We start from the raw sequence: 13,888 nt of genomic DNA, 5'->3' as shown, positions 1-13,888 counted from the left end.
ATTTATCCAGCGTTTTTTGCGCCCGACAATCCATGATCAGCACTGAACTCAAAACCACGATCCAGGGCGCCTATTCGCGTTTTCTCGAAGCCAAGAGCCTCAAGCCGCGCTACGGCCAACGACTGATGATCGCTGAAATCGCCAAGGTCCTCGGTGACATCGACACCGACGACGAAGGCCGGCGCAGTGGCGAACCCGCGATTGTCGCGGTGGAAGCCGGCACCGGTACCGGCAAGACCGTGGCCTACAGCCTGGCGGCCATCCCCACGGCGAAGGCGGCCGGCAAACGCCTGGTGATCGCCACGGCCACCGTCGCCTTGCAAGAGCAGATCGTCTACAAGGACCTGCCCGACCTGATGCGCAACAGCGGGCTGAATTTCAGTTTCGCGCTGGCCAAGGGGCGTGGGCGCTACATGTGCTTGTCCAAGCTCGACATGTTGCTCCAGGAAGGTCACGCGCAAACCGCCACTGCCCAGTTGTTCGAAGAAGAAGGCTTCAAGATCGAGGTCGATGAGGCCAGTCAGAAGCTGTTCACCAGCATGATCGAGAAGCTCGCCGGCAATAAGTGGGACGGCGACCGCGACAGCTGGTCCACTGCCCTGGAGGACGCCGACTGGGCGCGCCTGACCACCGATCACAGCCAGTGCACCAACCGCCATTGCCCGAACTTCGGCCAGTGCGCCTTCTACAAGGCCCGCGAAGGCATGGGCAAGGTCGATGTGATCGTTACCAACCACGACATGGTCCTGGCCGACTTGGCACTGGGTGGCGGTGCCGTGCTGCCCGATCCGCGCGACACCATCTACGTGTTCGACGAAGGCCACCACCTGCCGGACAAGGCCATCGGCCACTTCGCCCATTACACGCGCCTGCGCTCCACCGCCGACTGGCTGGAAACCACCGCCAAGAACCTCACCAAGCTGCTGGCCCAGCATCCCTTGCCGGGTGACCTGGGCAAGCTGATCGAGCAAGTGCCGGAGCTGGCGCGGGAGATCAAGACCCAGCAGCAGTTCATGTTCACCGCCTGCGAACAGGCCGCCGATTTCAAGCCCGGCGAAGACGTCGAGGGCCGCGAACGCCCGCGTCACCGTTTCGTCGGCGGGGTGATTCCCGAGCACATGCGCGAAATGGGCATCGAGCTGAAGAAAGGCTTCGCGCGCCTGACTGACCTGTTTACCCGCCTCACGGAATTGCTCAAGGAAGGCATGGACGGCGAGGTCAATATCGGGATCGCCAGTAACCAGGCCGAAGAGTGGTATCCGCTGTTTGGCAGCCTGTTGTCCCGCTCTTCGGGCAACTGGGAGTTGTGGGTCGCCTTCACCGCCGAAGACCCGGAAGACAACCCGCCCATGGCCCGCTGGCTGACCCTGTCGGAAAGCGGCTCGCTGTTCGATATCGAAGTCAACGCCAGCCCCATCCTGGCGGCTGAAATGCTCCGGCGAAACCTGTGGAACGTGGCCTATGGCGCGCTCGTAACCTCCGCGACCTTGACCGCCCTGGGCACCTTCGACCGCTTCCGTATGCGCGCCGGCCTGCCGAAAAAAGCCGTGACCGCCGTGGTGCCGAGCCCGTTCCATCACGCCGACGCCGGTGTGTTGCGGGTGCCGAACCTGAACGCCGATCCGCGGGATGCAGCGGCCCATACCGCGGCGATCATCCGCGATCTGCCGGAGCTGGTCGAAGGCTCGAGGGGCACGCTGGTGCTGTTTTCCTCGCGCAAGCAGATGCAGGACGTGTTCGACGGCCTGGACCGCGACTGGCGCAAGCAAGTGTTCATTCAAGGCAACCTGTCGAAACAGGAGACCCTGAACAAACACAAGGCGCGGGTCGATGGCGGTGATTCCAGTGTGCTGTTCGGCCTGGCGAGTTTTGCCGAAGGGGTGGACTTGCCTGGCGCGTACTGCGAGCACGTGGTGATCGCCAAGATTCCGTTCTCGGTACCGGATGACCCGGTCGAAGCGGCCCTGGCCGAATGGATCGAGGCCCGTGGCGGCAATCCGTTCATGGAAATTTCGGTGCCGGATGCCTCGCTGAAACTGGTCCAGGCCTGCGGTCGCCTGCTGCGCACCGAAGAGGACCGCGGCACCATCACCTTGCTCGATCGGCGCCTGGTCACCCAGCGCTATGGCAAGGCGATCCTCAATGCGTTGCCTCCCTTCCGTCGTGAAATTTCCTGATAAACCGGTGGGCAGTTTTGCCCGCCGCGTTGTCTATCTCTCTACCATCGCATTTCCATTGGCCCCATACGGGTCGCTAGGGAGAATTCCGTTCTCATGATTCGCTGTTCGCTACCTGCCGTTCTTGCCCTGTTGATTACAACGCCCTTGATGGCCGCGCCCGCAGGCCAACAGACGCTTTTCAACTTTGTGCGCCCCGCCGACGTGGTCCAGGTGGCGACCCAGGACGCCAGCCTGCCGCAATCCAACGCCGAACAAACCGCCGAAGGTGAAGTGCTGCGCCGGGTGACATTCAACCCGGTGGCCCGGCCAACCCTGCGCCTGTCGCCGCAGAGCGGGGCGTGGGACTGGTCGCAGTCGGGCGTCATGAGCCTGCGGATCCAGAGCGCGATGAACTGGGCCGTGACCCTGTACGTGACTATCCAGAGCAACGACGGCAAGACCTTGGTCAGTCGCGTCGATCTTCCGGCCGGTCCGGCGCAGACCCTGTTGGTGCCCTTGCAGCCGACTTCACCGCTCAGCCAGGGCATGAAGGCGGGTCCGCCAATGCCGATGACGGTCGACGGTCAGCGCGTTTTGCTCGCCAGCAGTGCCGGTGAGCTGGACCGCAGCCAGGTGGTGTCGGTCAGCTTGTCCATGGATCAGCCGAAAGTCGCCCAGAGCATCCTGCTGGAGCGCTTTGGCGTGCAGGATGGCGAAGGGGTGACCCAAGCGGTCTATGGCGCCCTGGTGGACGCTTATGGGCAATCGACCCGGGCCAAATGGCCAGAAAAGGTCAGCAGCGACGAACAATTGAAAAGCGCCGCCGCCAAGGAACAACAGCAGCTGAAAACCTGGCTGGTCGATCGCGAAAAGTCCTCCCTGGACAAGTTCGGTGGCTGGACCACCGGGCCGACGTTCAAGGCCAGCGGCTTTTTCCGCACCGAGAAACGCGACGGCCGCTGGTACCTGGTGACACCGCAAGGGCATCCGTTTTACTCGCTGGGGGTCAATGCGGTTACGGCAGACATCAACCAGACCTATGTCGCCGGCCGCGAATGGATGTTCGAATCCCTGCCCAAACCTGACGAACCGCTGGCCAATCACTACGGTGAGGGCGATAACCGCGGTGGTAACGGTGTTGATCAGGGCCGCGGATTCAATGCTGGCAAATGGTACGACTTCTACGGTGCCAATTTGCAGCGCCTGTATGGCGACCCTTGTGCATTGGGTAGCAATACCAAGGCAGGCGTCGCTGAAGCGGCCAAGGCCGATGCGGTAGAGGCAACGGCCGAGAAGGCTGCCGAGCCCCCCGTCACGCCATCAACGGCTGAATCCGGTGTCGCAGAAGCCGCCAAGGCCGGCGCCGTCGATGCGACGGTGGCGAAAGCGGCTGAGCCAGCACCTGCCGAACCCTGCAAAACGACGTTCGATGAGCATCGCTGGACCGGCCACACCCTCGATCGCCTGCAAGCCTGGGGCTTCAATACCCTCGGCAACTGGAGCGCTGAGACCCTGGGTGAAGCTGAACGCGTTCCCTACACCTTGCCCCTGTCAATCGTCGGCGATTACGCCAGCATCAGCACCGGCAGCGACTGGTGGGGCGGGATGCCCGACCCGTTCGACCCGCGTTTCGCCATGGCGACCGAACGCGCCGTGGCCATTGCCGCCCGCGACCATCGCGACGACCCTTGGCTGATCGGTTACTTCGCCGACAACGAACTGGCCTGGGCCGGTCCCGGCGATGACCCGAAAGCCCGTTACGCGCTCGCGTACGGCACCTTGAAAATGACCACCGACGTGCCGGCCAAGCGCGCCTTCCTCAAGCAGTTGCGCGATAAATACCGCAACCAGGCAGGCTTGTCGAAAGCCTGGGGTATCGATCTGCCAGCCTGGGAGCTGATGGAAGACCCGGGCTTCGTGCCGCCCCTGCCAAGCGCCGAGCACCCGGAAATCGAGGCCGACTTCAAATATTTCCAGAAGGTCTTCGCCGACACCTACTTCAAGACCATTTCCGACTCGCTCGAGTGGCACGCGCCGAACCAGCTGTTGCTCGGTGGCCGGTTCGCCATCAGCACCCCGGAAGCGGTTGAGTCCTGTGCGCAGTACTGCGATGTCCTGAGCTTCAACATGTACACCTTGCAGCCACAGGATGGTTACGACTTCGCCCAACTGCGCAGCCTCGACAAACCGGTGCTGATCACCGAATTCAACTTCGGCTCGACCGATCGCGGCCCGTTCTGGGGCGGCGTGACGCAACTGGCGAAGGAAGAAGACCGGGGCCCGGCCTACGCGAACTTCCTGAAACAGGCGCTGACCGAACCGTCGATTGTCGGGGTGCACTGGTTCCAGTACCTCGACCAACCCGTGACCGGGCGCCTGCTGGATGGCGAAAATGGTCACTTTGGCCTGGTAGGCATTACCGATCTGCCGTTCCAGGGCTTTGTCGACAGCGTGCGCAAGAGCAATCTGGCGGCGGTTGAGCAGTTGGGCAAAGAGGCCCGGAAGGCTGCAGCCGAAGTCGACAAGGCTAACCATGATGCCGAGGGCGGGCGCAAGGCCGAGGCCGGCACAGGCCCGGGGAAGGGCGCTGGTGGGCATTCCGGCAAAGGTCATTGAATCCGATTCCTGTGGGAGCGAGCCTGCTCGCGATGGGATCTTTACAGACGCCAAAAAATTCTGATCAGTTCTGCGAGTGATCGACCGCCCAGCCCGCACCTGTTCCCAAAACCCTCAAGGGCTGGAACAATGCGGGCCACTTTTACAGAACGTTTGCGGGGAGTTGCGGGTGCAGATTCAGGGTCATTACGAGCTTAAGTTCGAGGCAGTGCGTGAAGCGTTCGCGGCGCTGTTCGACGATCCTCAGGAACGTGGCGCCGCGTTGTGCATCCAGATCGGCGGTGAAACTGTCGTCGACCTGTGGTCCGGCACCGCCGACAAGGACGGGAGCGATGCCTGGCACAGCGACACCATCGCCAACCTGTTCTCCTGCACCAAGACCTTCACCGCCGTCACCGCCCTGCAACTGGTGGCCGAAGGCAAGTTGCAACTGGATGCCCCGGTGGCTCGCTACTGGCCTGAATTCGCCGCCGCTGGCAAAGAATCGGTCACCTTGCGCCAGCTGCTTTGCCATCAGGCCGGGCTGCCGGCGTTACGCGAGCTGCTGGCCCCTGAAGCGCTCTACGACTGGCAAACCATGGTCGAGGCGCTGGCCGCCGAAACACCCTGGTGGACGCCCGGTGAAGGCCACGGTTATGCGGCAATCACCTATGGCTGGCTGATCGGCGAGCTGTTGCGCCGTGCTGACGGCCGTGGCCCCGGTGAGTCCATTGTGGCGCGGGTCGCCAAGCCCTTGGGCCTGGATTTTCATGTCGGCCTGGCCGATGAAGAGTTCCATCGCGTGGCGCACATTGCCCGCGGCAAGGGCAATGTCGGCGATGCGGCGGCCCAGCGTCTGCTGCAAGTGACCATGCGCGAGCCAACCGCCATGACCACCCGCGCGTTCACCAATCCGCCCTCGGTGCTGACCAGCACCAACAAGCCGGAGTGGCGGCGCATGCAGCAGCCGGCGGCCAATGGCCACGGCAATGCCCGCAGCCTGGCCGGGTTCTACACCGGGTTGCTCGATGGCAGCCTGCTCGAAGGCGAGTTGCTCGACGAACTGACCCGTGAGCACAGCCTTGGCGAGGACAAGACCTTATTGACCCGGACCCGCTTCGGCCTGGGCTGCATGCTCGATCAACCGGATGTGCCCAATGCCACCTTCGGCCTGGGCGCGCGAGCATTCGGGCATCCGGGCGCTGGCGGCTCCGTTGGCTTCGCTGACCCCGAGCATGATGTGGCGTTCGGATTTGTGACAAATACCCTGGGGCCGTACGTCTTGATGGATCCGCGCGCACAAAGGCTTGTGCGGGTACTGGCCACTTGTCTGTAAATCACGCTTAAAGGTTCCGGAGCTGGAACCCGACAGCCTTTTCAGTTTCCAAGCGTCTGTTTATGCGGGCCGATTCGGCCTGATTTTTATTACTTCATTTTTGTGGATACCCAATGTCAACCAAACCCACCCTCGCCTTGGCACTGTGCTTTGCTATTACCGGTTGCGCACAGACTCCTAAAAGTGATGTAGACGGCGGCAGCTGGTGGCCGTTCGGGTCTTCCGACAAAGTCGCGACCAAGACACCGGCTCCAGCCCCGGCACCGCTGAAACCGGTTGCCGCGCCAGTTGCCAAGGCTGAAAGTTCCAGCCCGTGGTACTGGCCGTTCGGCTCCGAGGAAGCGCTCGATAAAAAACCAGAGGTAAAACCTGTGGCCAAGCCGGTCGAAGTGGCCAAGGCTGAGGCCGACGCGGGTGGCAAGTGGTGGTGGCCGTTTGGAGGCAAAGAGCAGAGCACTGCCAAAGCCGTGCCGATGCCGGATCCGAAAGTCACCCAAGCCTGGCTTGACGACTACGAGCCGCGCCTGCGTACAGCGATCAAGGACAGCAACCTGCAACTCGAACGCCGTGAAAACGTATTGGTGGTGACCGCGCCGGTAGAAGGCTCGTTCAACCCGGACCGCCCGGCCATGCTGCTGCCGGTGACACTCGGCCCGTTCACCCGCGTTGCGAAAATCCTTGAAGCCGACCCGAAGACGGCCGTACTGGTGCTCGGCCACAGCGATACCTCGGGTGCAGCGCCCGCTAATGTGAAGCTGAGTCAGGAGCGTGCGCAGTCCGTGGCCGCGATCTTCCGTCTCAGCGGTCTGCAGCGTGATCGCCTGATGCTGCGCGGCATGGGCGGCGAAGCCCCGCGTGCGGCCAACGACAGCGTTGAAGGCCGTGCCTTGAACCGTCGCGTGGAGCTGTTGGTCACGCCGCAAAACACCATGGTCGCGCTGCTGAGCAAGTACAATATGCCGGCTCCGGCGCCTGTGCGCATGGTTGCAGCCCAGGACATCAAGCCTGTGGCCAAGCCTGTGACGCCAGCACCTGCCGACGCGAAGAAAGCGGCTGCACCGGTCGCGAAAAAAGCGCCGGCCAAGAAAGCCGCCAAGGCTCCAGCCAAGAAGGCACCGGCTAAAACCGCGACACCTGCGAAAAAGACTGCACCGGCCAAAGCCGCTGCCGACTCGACGAAGGTCGCCGCCGATACCACAAAGAAGTGATTCGTTAACCATAAGGAATGCGCCATGACCAAGGCCCTGGCTGATATGCGCCGCGACTACACCCGTGATGGCCTGACCGAGGCGCAAGCGCCGGCCGAGCCGTTTGCGCTGTTCCACCAGTGGTTTGCCGACGCGGTGAAAACCGAGCAGGCACCGGTGGAGGCCAATGCCATGACCTTGGCCACTGTTGACCAGGACGGGCGGCCGCATTGCCGCATTCTGCTGCTCAAGGGCCTGGATGCGCAGGGCTTCACCTTCTTCACCAACTACGACAGCGCCAAAGGCCAGCAGCTGGTGGCGAATCCATTCGCCGCCATGACGTTTTTCTGGCCGACGCTGGAGCGTCAGGTGCGGATTGAAGGTCGGGTGGTGAAGGTCACGCCCGAGGAGTCCGACGCGTACTATCAGGTGCGCCCGCTGGGCAGTCGCCTGGGTGCCTGGGCTTCGCCGCAGAGCCGGGTGATAGCCGATCGCAACGAACTGGAGTCGCTGCTCAAGGATACCGAGCAACGTTTCAGCGTTACCCAGCCTCACTGCCCTGAACACTGGGGCGGTTATCGTCTGCTGCCAGAACGCATCGAGTTCTGGCAAGGCCGCCCAAGCCGACTGCACGACCGCCTCAACTATCGCCTGCAGGGTGCCAGCTGGATTCTTGAACGTCTGGCGCCTTAAGCAGTCTACCGCTCGGGATAGCCTGCCGCGGCGGCCTCAAGCCACTGCGGCAGGTCTCGACGCTTGATTTTCTGCGCCTGGGCGCTCGCCAACCGTTCGAGCATGAACGCTTTCTTCTGCTCGTCATTGCCCGCCAGCGCCAACGCCAGGTCCCGGTCCATCCAGCGTCGGATGCGCACGTACAGCCAGCCATGGAAGTACAGTCCGGCGACGGTAGTGATGACAATGATAAAGTAATCCATATAGATCCCCGGTCAGTGGCGCAGTTTTGAGTAAAGGCCGCTACTGTGTGGTGAGTTCGCAGACGGCCTGTACGGAGCCTGAATCGAAGCAATTTTCTCCGGGCAATGCCGTGACAGGCGTCAAGCTGCGGAGTTTAATGGTTACTTGTCCTTTGGAGTTGATGCTATGCGTAAGTCTGTTCTGCTGGTTGCTTCCTTTTCTACCATGGCGATGTTGCTCACTGGCTGCCAATCGAGCCTGACCGGTGACTCCTATTCCCGTGACGAAGCGCGTCGCGTGCAGACGATTCGCATGGGCACCATCGAAGCCCTGCGACCGGTGAAAATCGAAGGTACCAAAACCCCGATCGGCGGTGCTGCGGGTGCAGTGGTCGGCGGTGTCGGCGGCAGTGCCATCGGCGGCGGTAAAGGCAGCATCGTCGCTGCAGTCATCGGTGCAGTTGCCGGCGGCCTGCTGGGCTCGGCCACCGAAGAAGGCCTGACCCGTACCCAAGGTGTGGAAATCACCGTGCGCGAAGATGACGGCAGCATGCGCGCCTACGTGCAACAGGTTCAGGAAAACGAAGTGTTCCGTGTCGGTGAGCGCGTGCGTATTGCCACGGTTGATGGCACCAGCCGCGTTTCCCACTAAGCGGGAATACGGGTAAAAGAAAACCCCGATCAGGGTGACTGGTCGGGGTTTTCTTTTGCGCCGTTTTCCGGCATTGGGCTACAAGTCGCTGTTCTTCAGGGCCGTTTCAATGATCTGCTCCGGTGTCAGTTCTCGAGCGTTGTCCCCATCGCCAAAATATTCACCAGGCCAGAAAAAAAGATCGGAAACACGAACATCCGGAATATTGAGCACCAACATTTTCAGCCAGAAGTCGGTGGCATGTTCCGGACTATCGGCATTCATGACTCTGCGAGCAATTTCGATCAGTTCAGATTGGGAGATACCCTTCAGGCGTCGTTCATAAGGAGCCGCCAGGATCTGGCGAACCCATGTGTCATGATCCTGGGCCCCGTAAAGGCCTTGAAAGTCGAGAAAGGTCAGGTGGGTCATGGCCTCTCGATTGAATTCAGCCAACAGATTCCTGGCCCGATCCTGATCTGCGCCAGCAATTTCGGCCGCAAGGTCTGCAAGGCGAGCGACCCTGGTTTCGCAAAGATGCGGGGGCATTAGTTCCTGACGCAGCGCCATAACCCTCTCCAACATTACTGAGTTTGACCGTGCCTGCATAAAGCAGAAGGCACGAGTCAGAAATCGCAAAGTTATCGGGAAAGGCTTGGAGATTTATGCAGGCAGCATCCGTAAGGATTGTAGGAAGAATCCGAAAAGCTTGGTGCGTAACGTGCGGGAGCGAACTTGCTCCTACACGTTACGCCGTCTGGGGCTACGCAGGCTGTAGCACAGACTTGCGACTCGCCGCCGCCGTCACGGCATAACCTATCAGCGCCGCCAGAATCGAACCGGTCAGGATCCCCATGCGGTCCATTCCTGCGTAGTCACTGACGCCCGGCTCAAAGGCCAGCGAACCGACGAACAGGCTCATGGTGAAGCCGATGCCGCAGAGAATCGCGACCCCCAGCACCTGGCCCCAATTGGCACCCTGGGGCAGGGCGGCGATGCCGGTTTTCACCGCCAGCCAGGTCAGGCCGAACACGCCGACGGTCTTGCCCAGCAGCAGGCCAATCGCGATGCCCATTGGCACGTCATGGGTGAAGCTCTCGGCGGTGACGCCACTCAGGGACAGGCCGGCGTTGGCGAAGGCGAACAACGGCAGGATGCCGTAGGCCACCCAGGGGTGCAGCGCGTGTTCCAGTGTCAGCAGGGGAGACGGTTCGGCGTTTTTCGTGCGCAGCGGGATGCAGAAAGCCAGGGTCACGCCCGCCAGCGTGGCATGCACACCGCTCTTGAGCACGCAGACCCAGAGGATCAGGCCGATGATCATGTACGGTCCGAGCTTCACCACGCCGAGCCGGTTCATCCCGATCAGCGCCGCGATGCAGGCTGCGGCCAGTGCCAGGGACAGGGTCGACAGCGCGCCGGAATAGAAGATCGCGATGATGACGATGGCGCCGAGGTCGTCGATGATCGCCAGGGTCATCAGGAACAGCTTCAGCGACACCGGCACGCGTTTGCCCAGCAGCGCCAGCACGCCCAGCGCGAAAGCGATGTCGGTGGCCGTCGGGATCGCCCAGCCGTTCAGGGCTGGCGGGTTGTCACGGTTGAGGAACCAGTAGATCAGGGCCGGCACGACCATGCCGCCAATGGCGGCCGCGCCGGGCAGGACGATCTGCGACGGCTTGGACAGTTGCCCGTCGAGCACCTCGCGCTTGACCTCGAGCCCGATCAGCAGGAAGAACATCGCCATCAGCCCGTCGTTGATCCACAGCAGCAGCGGCTTGGCGATTTTCAGCGCGCCGATCTGAGCGACGACGGGGGTTTCCAGCAGATCGTTGTAAAGCCACGACAGGGCAGAGTTGTTGATGATCAACGCGAGGACAGCCGCGGCGATCAATAGCAGACCGCTGGCAGCTTCCAGCTGAAAGAAACGCGTGAACGTGCTACGCAGAGGCAAAGTCGCTCTCCATCGATAAAGTCAAAAGGTGGCACACCCTAACCCGTACCGTTAGTTGTTAAAACAAAAGTTATATTCTTTTTTGTTATATGTCGTTACAGCGCGATCCTGCGGCAAGGACCTGAGCCTAGCAGTTGCCGGACGTATTGGAACTCAGCTGTATCTGTGCTGGATGTAGGATTTTTCCTAAGCTTGGATATTGAGGCTTGTGACAAGGCCGCCTATTGCCCGACCCATCGAGAAAACCACCATGAGCGACAACCGACAGTGGTCCCGCGAAGCCATCCGGATCATCGAAGCGGATTTCCAGCGCAGCGCCGACACTCACCTGATCCCCTTGTCGCTGCCGGGTTTTGCGGGCATCGAGTTGTACTTCAAGGATGAGTCGAGCCATCCCACCGGCAGCCTGAAGCACCGTCTGGCGCGGTCGCTGTTCCTGTACGCGCTGTGCAATGGCTGGCTCAAGCCCGGTGCACCGGTGATCGAGGCGTCCAGCGGTTCGACGGCGATTTCCGAGGCCTACTTCGCGCGATTGCTGGGGGTGCCGTTCATTGCCGTGGTGCCGGCCAGCACGTCGAGGGAGAAGATTGCGCAAATCGCCTTCTATGGCGGGCAGACGCATCTGGTCGCGGACCCGACGCAGATTTACGCCGAGTCCGAACGCCTGGCGCGCGAACACGACGGCCACTTCATCGACCAGTTCACCTACGCCGAGCGCGCGACGGACTGGCGGGCGAACAACAACATCGCCGAATCGATCTTCCAGCAGATGCGCTTCGAAAAGCACCCGGAGCCGAGCTGGCTGGTGTCCAGCCCCGGCACCGGGGGCACGACGGCGACCCTGGGGCGTTACGTGCGTTATCGCCAGCACGCCACCCGCGTGCTGTGTGCCGATGCCGAACGCTCGGTGTTTTTCGATTACTACCAGAGCGGCGACGCCAGCCTGCGCCTGGATCACGGTTCGCGGGTCGAGGGCATTGGCCGGCCTCGGGTGGAAGCGTCATTCCTGCCCAAGGTCATCGATGCGATGGTCAAGGTGCCGGATGCGTTGTCGCTGGCCGCCATGCATTACCTGGCCGAACGCCTGGGGCGTCACGTTGGCGGGTCGAGCGGGACCAACCTGATCGGCGCCTTGATGGCGGCACAGCAGATGGCAACGGCGGGGGAGGAGGGATCGATCGTGGCGATTCTGTGCGACAGCGGCGAGCGCTATGCCACGACGTATTACGATCAGGCGTGGCTCAAGGCCGAGGGGTTTGAGCTGGGCGGGTTGATCGAAGCGGTTAGAGCGACGGTCGAGCGCGGCGAGGCGCTGCCGGCGAGCGTGTTGCGCGCCAATATCTGAATTCATCAGGTGCAGAAATCACTGTGGGAGCGAGCCTGCTCGCGAAAGCGGTAGATCAGTCAACATCTCTGTTGAGTGTTAATCCGCCTTCGCGAGCAGGCTCGCTCCCACAGGTTTTGCGTAGTTTCAGGTGTCGCGAATCAGGTTTGCAGACCGAGGATATCCCGCGCCACAGCTTCCGCAATGCGAATGCCGTCCACACCCGCCGACAGAATCCCGCCCGCATAACCCGCGCCTTCACCGGCCGGGAACAAGCCCTTGACGTTCAGGCTTTGCATCGACTCGTTGCGGGTGATGCGCAGCGGTGACGACGTGCGGGTCTCGATCCCGGTCAACACGGCATCGTGCAGCGAGTAACCGCGAATCTGTTTCTCGAACGCCGGCAAGGCTTCACGAATCGCCTCGATGGCGAAGGCGGGCAAGGCCAGTGCCAGGTCACCCAGGGCAACGCCCGGCTTGTAGGACGGTTCGACGCTGCCCAGTTCGGTGGACGGCTTGCCGGCGATAAAGTCGCCGACCAGTTGCGCCGGTGCCTCGTAGTTGCTGCCGCCGAGCACAAAGGCGTGGGATTCCAGGCGTTCCTGCAACTCGATACCGGCCAGCGGGCCGCCCGGGTAATCCACTTCCGGGGTAATTCCGACCACGATCCCGGAGTTGGCGTTGCGCTCGTTACGCGAGTACTGGCTCATGCCATTGGTGACCACGCGGTTCGGCTCGGAAGTCGCCGCCACCACCGTGCCGCCCGGGCACATGCAGAAGCTGTAGACGGAACGGCCGTTTTTGGCGTGGTGCACCAGTTTGTAGTCGGCGGCACCGAGTTTCGGGTGGCCGGCGTACTTGCCCAGGCGCGCGCGGTCGATCAGCGACTGCGGGTGCTCGATGCGGAAGCCTACCGAGAACGGCTTGGCTTCCATGAACACGCCACGGCCGTGGAGCATGCGGAAGGTGTCACGGGCACTGTGGCCGAGGGCCAGGATCACGTGTTTCGAGTGGATCTGCTCGCCGCCATCGAGTTCGACGCCAACCAGTTGGCCGTCCTCGATCAGTACGTCGGTCACCCGTTGCTGGAAACGCACTTCGCCGCCCATGGCGCGAATCTGCTCACGCATGTTTTCCACGACGCCCGTCAGGCGGAACGTACCGATGTGCGGTTTGCTGACGTAGAGGATTTCTTCCGGGGCACCGGCCTTGACGAACTCATTAAGGACTTTGCGCCCGATGAACTTCGGATCCTTGATCTGGCTGTAGAGCTTGCCGTCGGAGAATGTCCCCGCGCCACCCTCGCCGAATTGCACGTTGGACTCGGGGTTGAGCACGCTTTTACGCCACAGGCCCCAGGTGTCCTTGGTGCGCTGGCGTACTTCCGTGCCGCGTTCGAGGATGATTGGCTTGAAGCCCATCTGAGCCAGCAGCAGCCCGGCGAAAATCCCGCACGGACCAAAGCCGACCACAACGGGGCGCACGCTCAGGTCGGCCGGCGCCTGGCCGACCATTTTGTAGCTGACATCCGGTGCCACGTTGACGTTACGGTCATCGGCGAACTTGTGCAGCACCGCCGCTTCATCGCGAACATCGAGGTCGATGGTGTAGATGAAGCACAGCTCGGAGGACTTTTTGCGTGCATCGTAGCTGCGCTTGAACAGGGTGAAATCGAGCAAGTCATCGCTGGTGATGCCCAGGCGCTGCAGGATGGCAGGACGCAGGTCTTCATCGGGATGGTCGATCGGCAGCTTGAGTTCGGTGATTCGTAACATGGCAGGATCCGGTTCG

At 62.0% G+C, this 13,888-nt stretch carries 11 protein-coding genes; 7 read left to right on the top strand and 4 right to left on the bottom strand.

Features of this window, described 5'->3' with window-relative positions:
- Positions 1-32 precede the first annotated feature (32 nt).
- The 5 genes from dinG (at position 33) to pdxH (ending at position 7,970) form a co-directional block, all read left to right on the top strand.
- Positions 33-2,177 carry an ATP-dependent DNA helicase DinG gene (gene dinG, locus HFK74_RS08655; RefSeq protein WP_180203142.1) on the top strand — a complete coding sequence of 715 codons (2,145 nt, stop codon included), beginning with the start codon at positions 33-35 and terminating at the stop codon, positions 2,175-2,177.
- 96 nt (positions 2,178-2,273) lie between these two features.
- Complete coding sequence (locus HFK74_RS08650) at positions 2,274-4,775, top strand: beta-agarase (protein WP_180203141.1); 2,502 nt, start codon at positions 2,274-2,276, stop codon at positions 4,773-4,775.
- A 169-nt stretch (positions 4,776-4,944) separates the two neighbouring features.
- A complete protein-coding gene (locus HFK74_RS08645) occupies positions 4,945-6,090 on the top strand; it encodes an EstA family serine hydrolase (protein ID WP_008056818.1) in 1,146 nt (381 codons plus the stop codon).
- Positions 6,091-6,203: 113 nt separating this feature from the next.
- The gene (locus HFK74_RS08640) at positions 6,204-7,298 is read left to right on the top strand and encodes an OmpA family protein (protein WP_180203140.1); all 1,095 of its coding nucleotides are present in this window, start codon (positions 6,204-6,206) and stop codon (positions 7,296-7,298) included.
- A gap of 24 nt (positions 7,299-7,322) precedes the next feature.
- On the top strand, positions 7,323-7,970 hold the full coding sequence (gene pdxH, locus HFK74_RS08635; protein WP_180203139.1) for a pyridoxamine 5'-phosphate oxidase: 648 nt from the start codon (positions 7,323-7,325) through the stop codon (positions 7,968-7,970).
- A 5-nt stretch (positions 7,971-7,975) separates the two neighbouring features.
- On the opposite strand, the gene HFK74_RS08630 is transcribed toward pdxH, so the two are convergent.
- Entirely contained in the window at positions 7,976-8,212 is a 237-nt protein-coding gene (locus HFK74_RS08630; protein ID WP_180203138.1) for a hypothetical protein, read from the bottom strand.
- A 166-nt stretch (positions 8,213-8,378) separates the two neighbouring features.
- Between HFK74_RS08630 and HFK74_RS08625 the strand changes: the two genes are divergently transcribed.
- Positions 8,379-8,843: a glycine zipper 2TM domain-containing protein gene (locus HFK74_RS08625; RefSeq protein ID WP_008056824.1), complete on the top strand. Its 465-nt coding sequence runs from the start codon at positions 8,379-8,381 to the stop codon at positions 8,841-8,843.
- Between the two features lie 78 nt (positions 8,844-8,921).
- Here HFK74_RS08625 and HFK74_RS08620 read toward each other — a convergent pair whose 3' ends face one another.
- Both HFK74_RS08620 and nhaA read right to left on the bottom strand, forming a co-directional pair.
- Positions 8,922-9,392, bottom strand: coding sequence for a hypothetical protein (locus HFK74_RS08620; RefSeq protein ID WP_180203137.1), 471 nt, complete (start codon positions 9,390-9,392; stop codon positions 8,922-8,924).
- A gap of 193 nt (positions 9,393-9,585) precedes the next feature.
- A complete protein-coding gene (nhaA, locus tag HFK74_RS08615) occupies positions 9,586-10,773 on the bottom strand; it encodes a Na+/H+ antiporter NhaA (protein ID WP_180203136.1) in 1,188 nt (395 codons plus the stop codon).
- A 250-nt stretch (positions 10,774-11,023) separates the two neighbouring features.
- On the opposite strand from nhaA, the gene HFK74_RS08610 reads away from it, so the two are divergent.
- Positions 11,024-12,118 (top strand): PLP-dependent cysteine synthase family protein, encoded by a 1,095-nt coding sequence (locus HFK74_RS08610; RefSeq protein ID WP_180203135.1) that lies wholly within the window; start codon positions 11,024-11,026, stop codon positions 12,116-12,118.
- A 140-nt stretch (positions 12,119-12,258) separates the two neighbouring features.
- On the opposite strand, the gene HFK74_RS08605 is transcribed toward HFK74_RS08610, so the two are convergent.
- Positions 12,259-13,872, bottom strand: a complete 1,614-nt coding sequence (locus HFK74_RS08605; RefSeq protein WP_180203134.1) for an NAD(P)/FAD-dependent oxidoreductase — start codon at positions 13,870-13,872, stop codon at positions 12,259-12,261.
- Positions 13,873-13,888: the final 16 nt, after the last annotated feature.

It is taken from the genome of Pseudomonas sp. SbOxS1, assembly GCF_013416725.1.
Classification (GTDB): domain Bacteria; phylum Pseudomonadota; class Gammaproteobacteria; order Pseudomonadales; family Pseudomonadaceae; genus Aquipseudomonas.
This window is presented reverse-complemented; position numbering and strand designations above follow the sequence as displayed.

What these genes read in the sequence shown, in the direction of transcription:
- pdxH (WP_180203139.1), top strand. Translation starts at nt 7,323, where the DNA reads ATGACCAAGGCCCTGGCTGATATGCGCCGCGACTACACCCGTGATGGC.
- HFK74_RS08650 (WP_180203141.1), top strand. Translation starts at nt 2,274, where the DNA reads ATGATTCGCTGTTCGCTACCTGCCGTTCTTGCCCTGTTGATTACAACG.
- HFK74_RS08625 (WP_008056824.1), top strand. Translation starts at nt 8,379, where the DNA reads ATGCGTAAGTCTGTTCTGCTGGTTGCTTCCTTTTCTACCATGGCGATG.
- HFK74_RS08620 (WP_180203137.1), bottom strand. Translation starts at nt 9,392, where the DNA reads ATGGCGCTGCGTCAGGAACTAATGCCCCCGCATCTTTGCGAAACCAGG.
- HFK74_RS08630 (WP_180203138.1), bottom strand. Translation starts at nt 8,212, where the DNA reads ATGGATTACTTTATCATTGTCATCACTACCGTCGCCGGACTGTACTTC.
- HFK74_RS08640 (WP_180203140.1), top strand. Translation starts at nt 6,204, where the DNA reads ATGTCAACCAAACCCACCCTCGCCTTGGCACTGTGCTTTGCTATTACC.
- dinG (WP_180203142.1), top strand. Translation starts at nt 33, where the DNA reads ATGATCAGCACTGAACTCAAAACCACGATCCAGGGCGCCTATTCGCGT.
- HFK74_RS08610 (WP_180203135.1), top strand. Translation starts at nt 11,024, where the DNA reads ATGAGCGACAACCGACAGTGGTCCCGCGAAGCCATCCGGATCATCGAA.
- HFK74_RS08605 (WP_180203134.1), bottom strand. Translation starts at nt 13,872, where the DNA reads ATGTTACGAATCACCGAACTCAAGCTGCCGATCGACCATCCCGATGAA.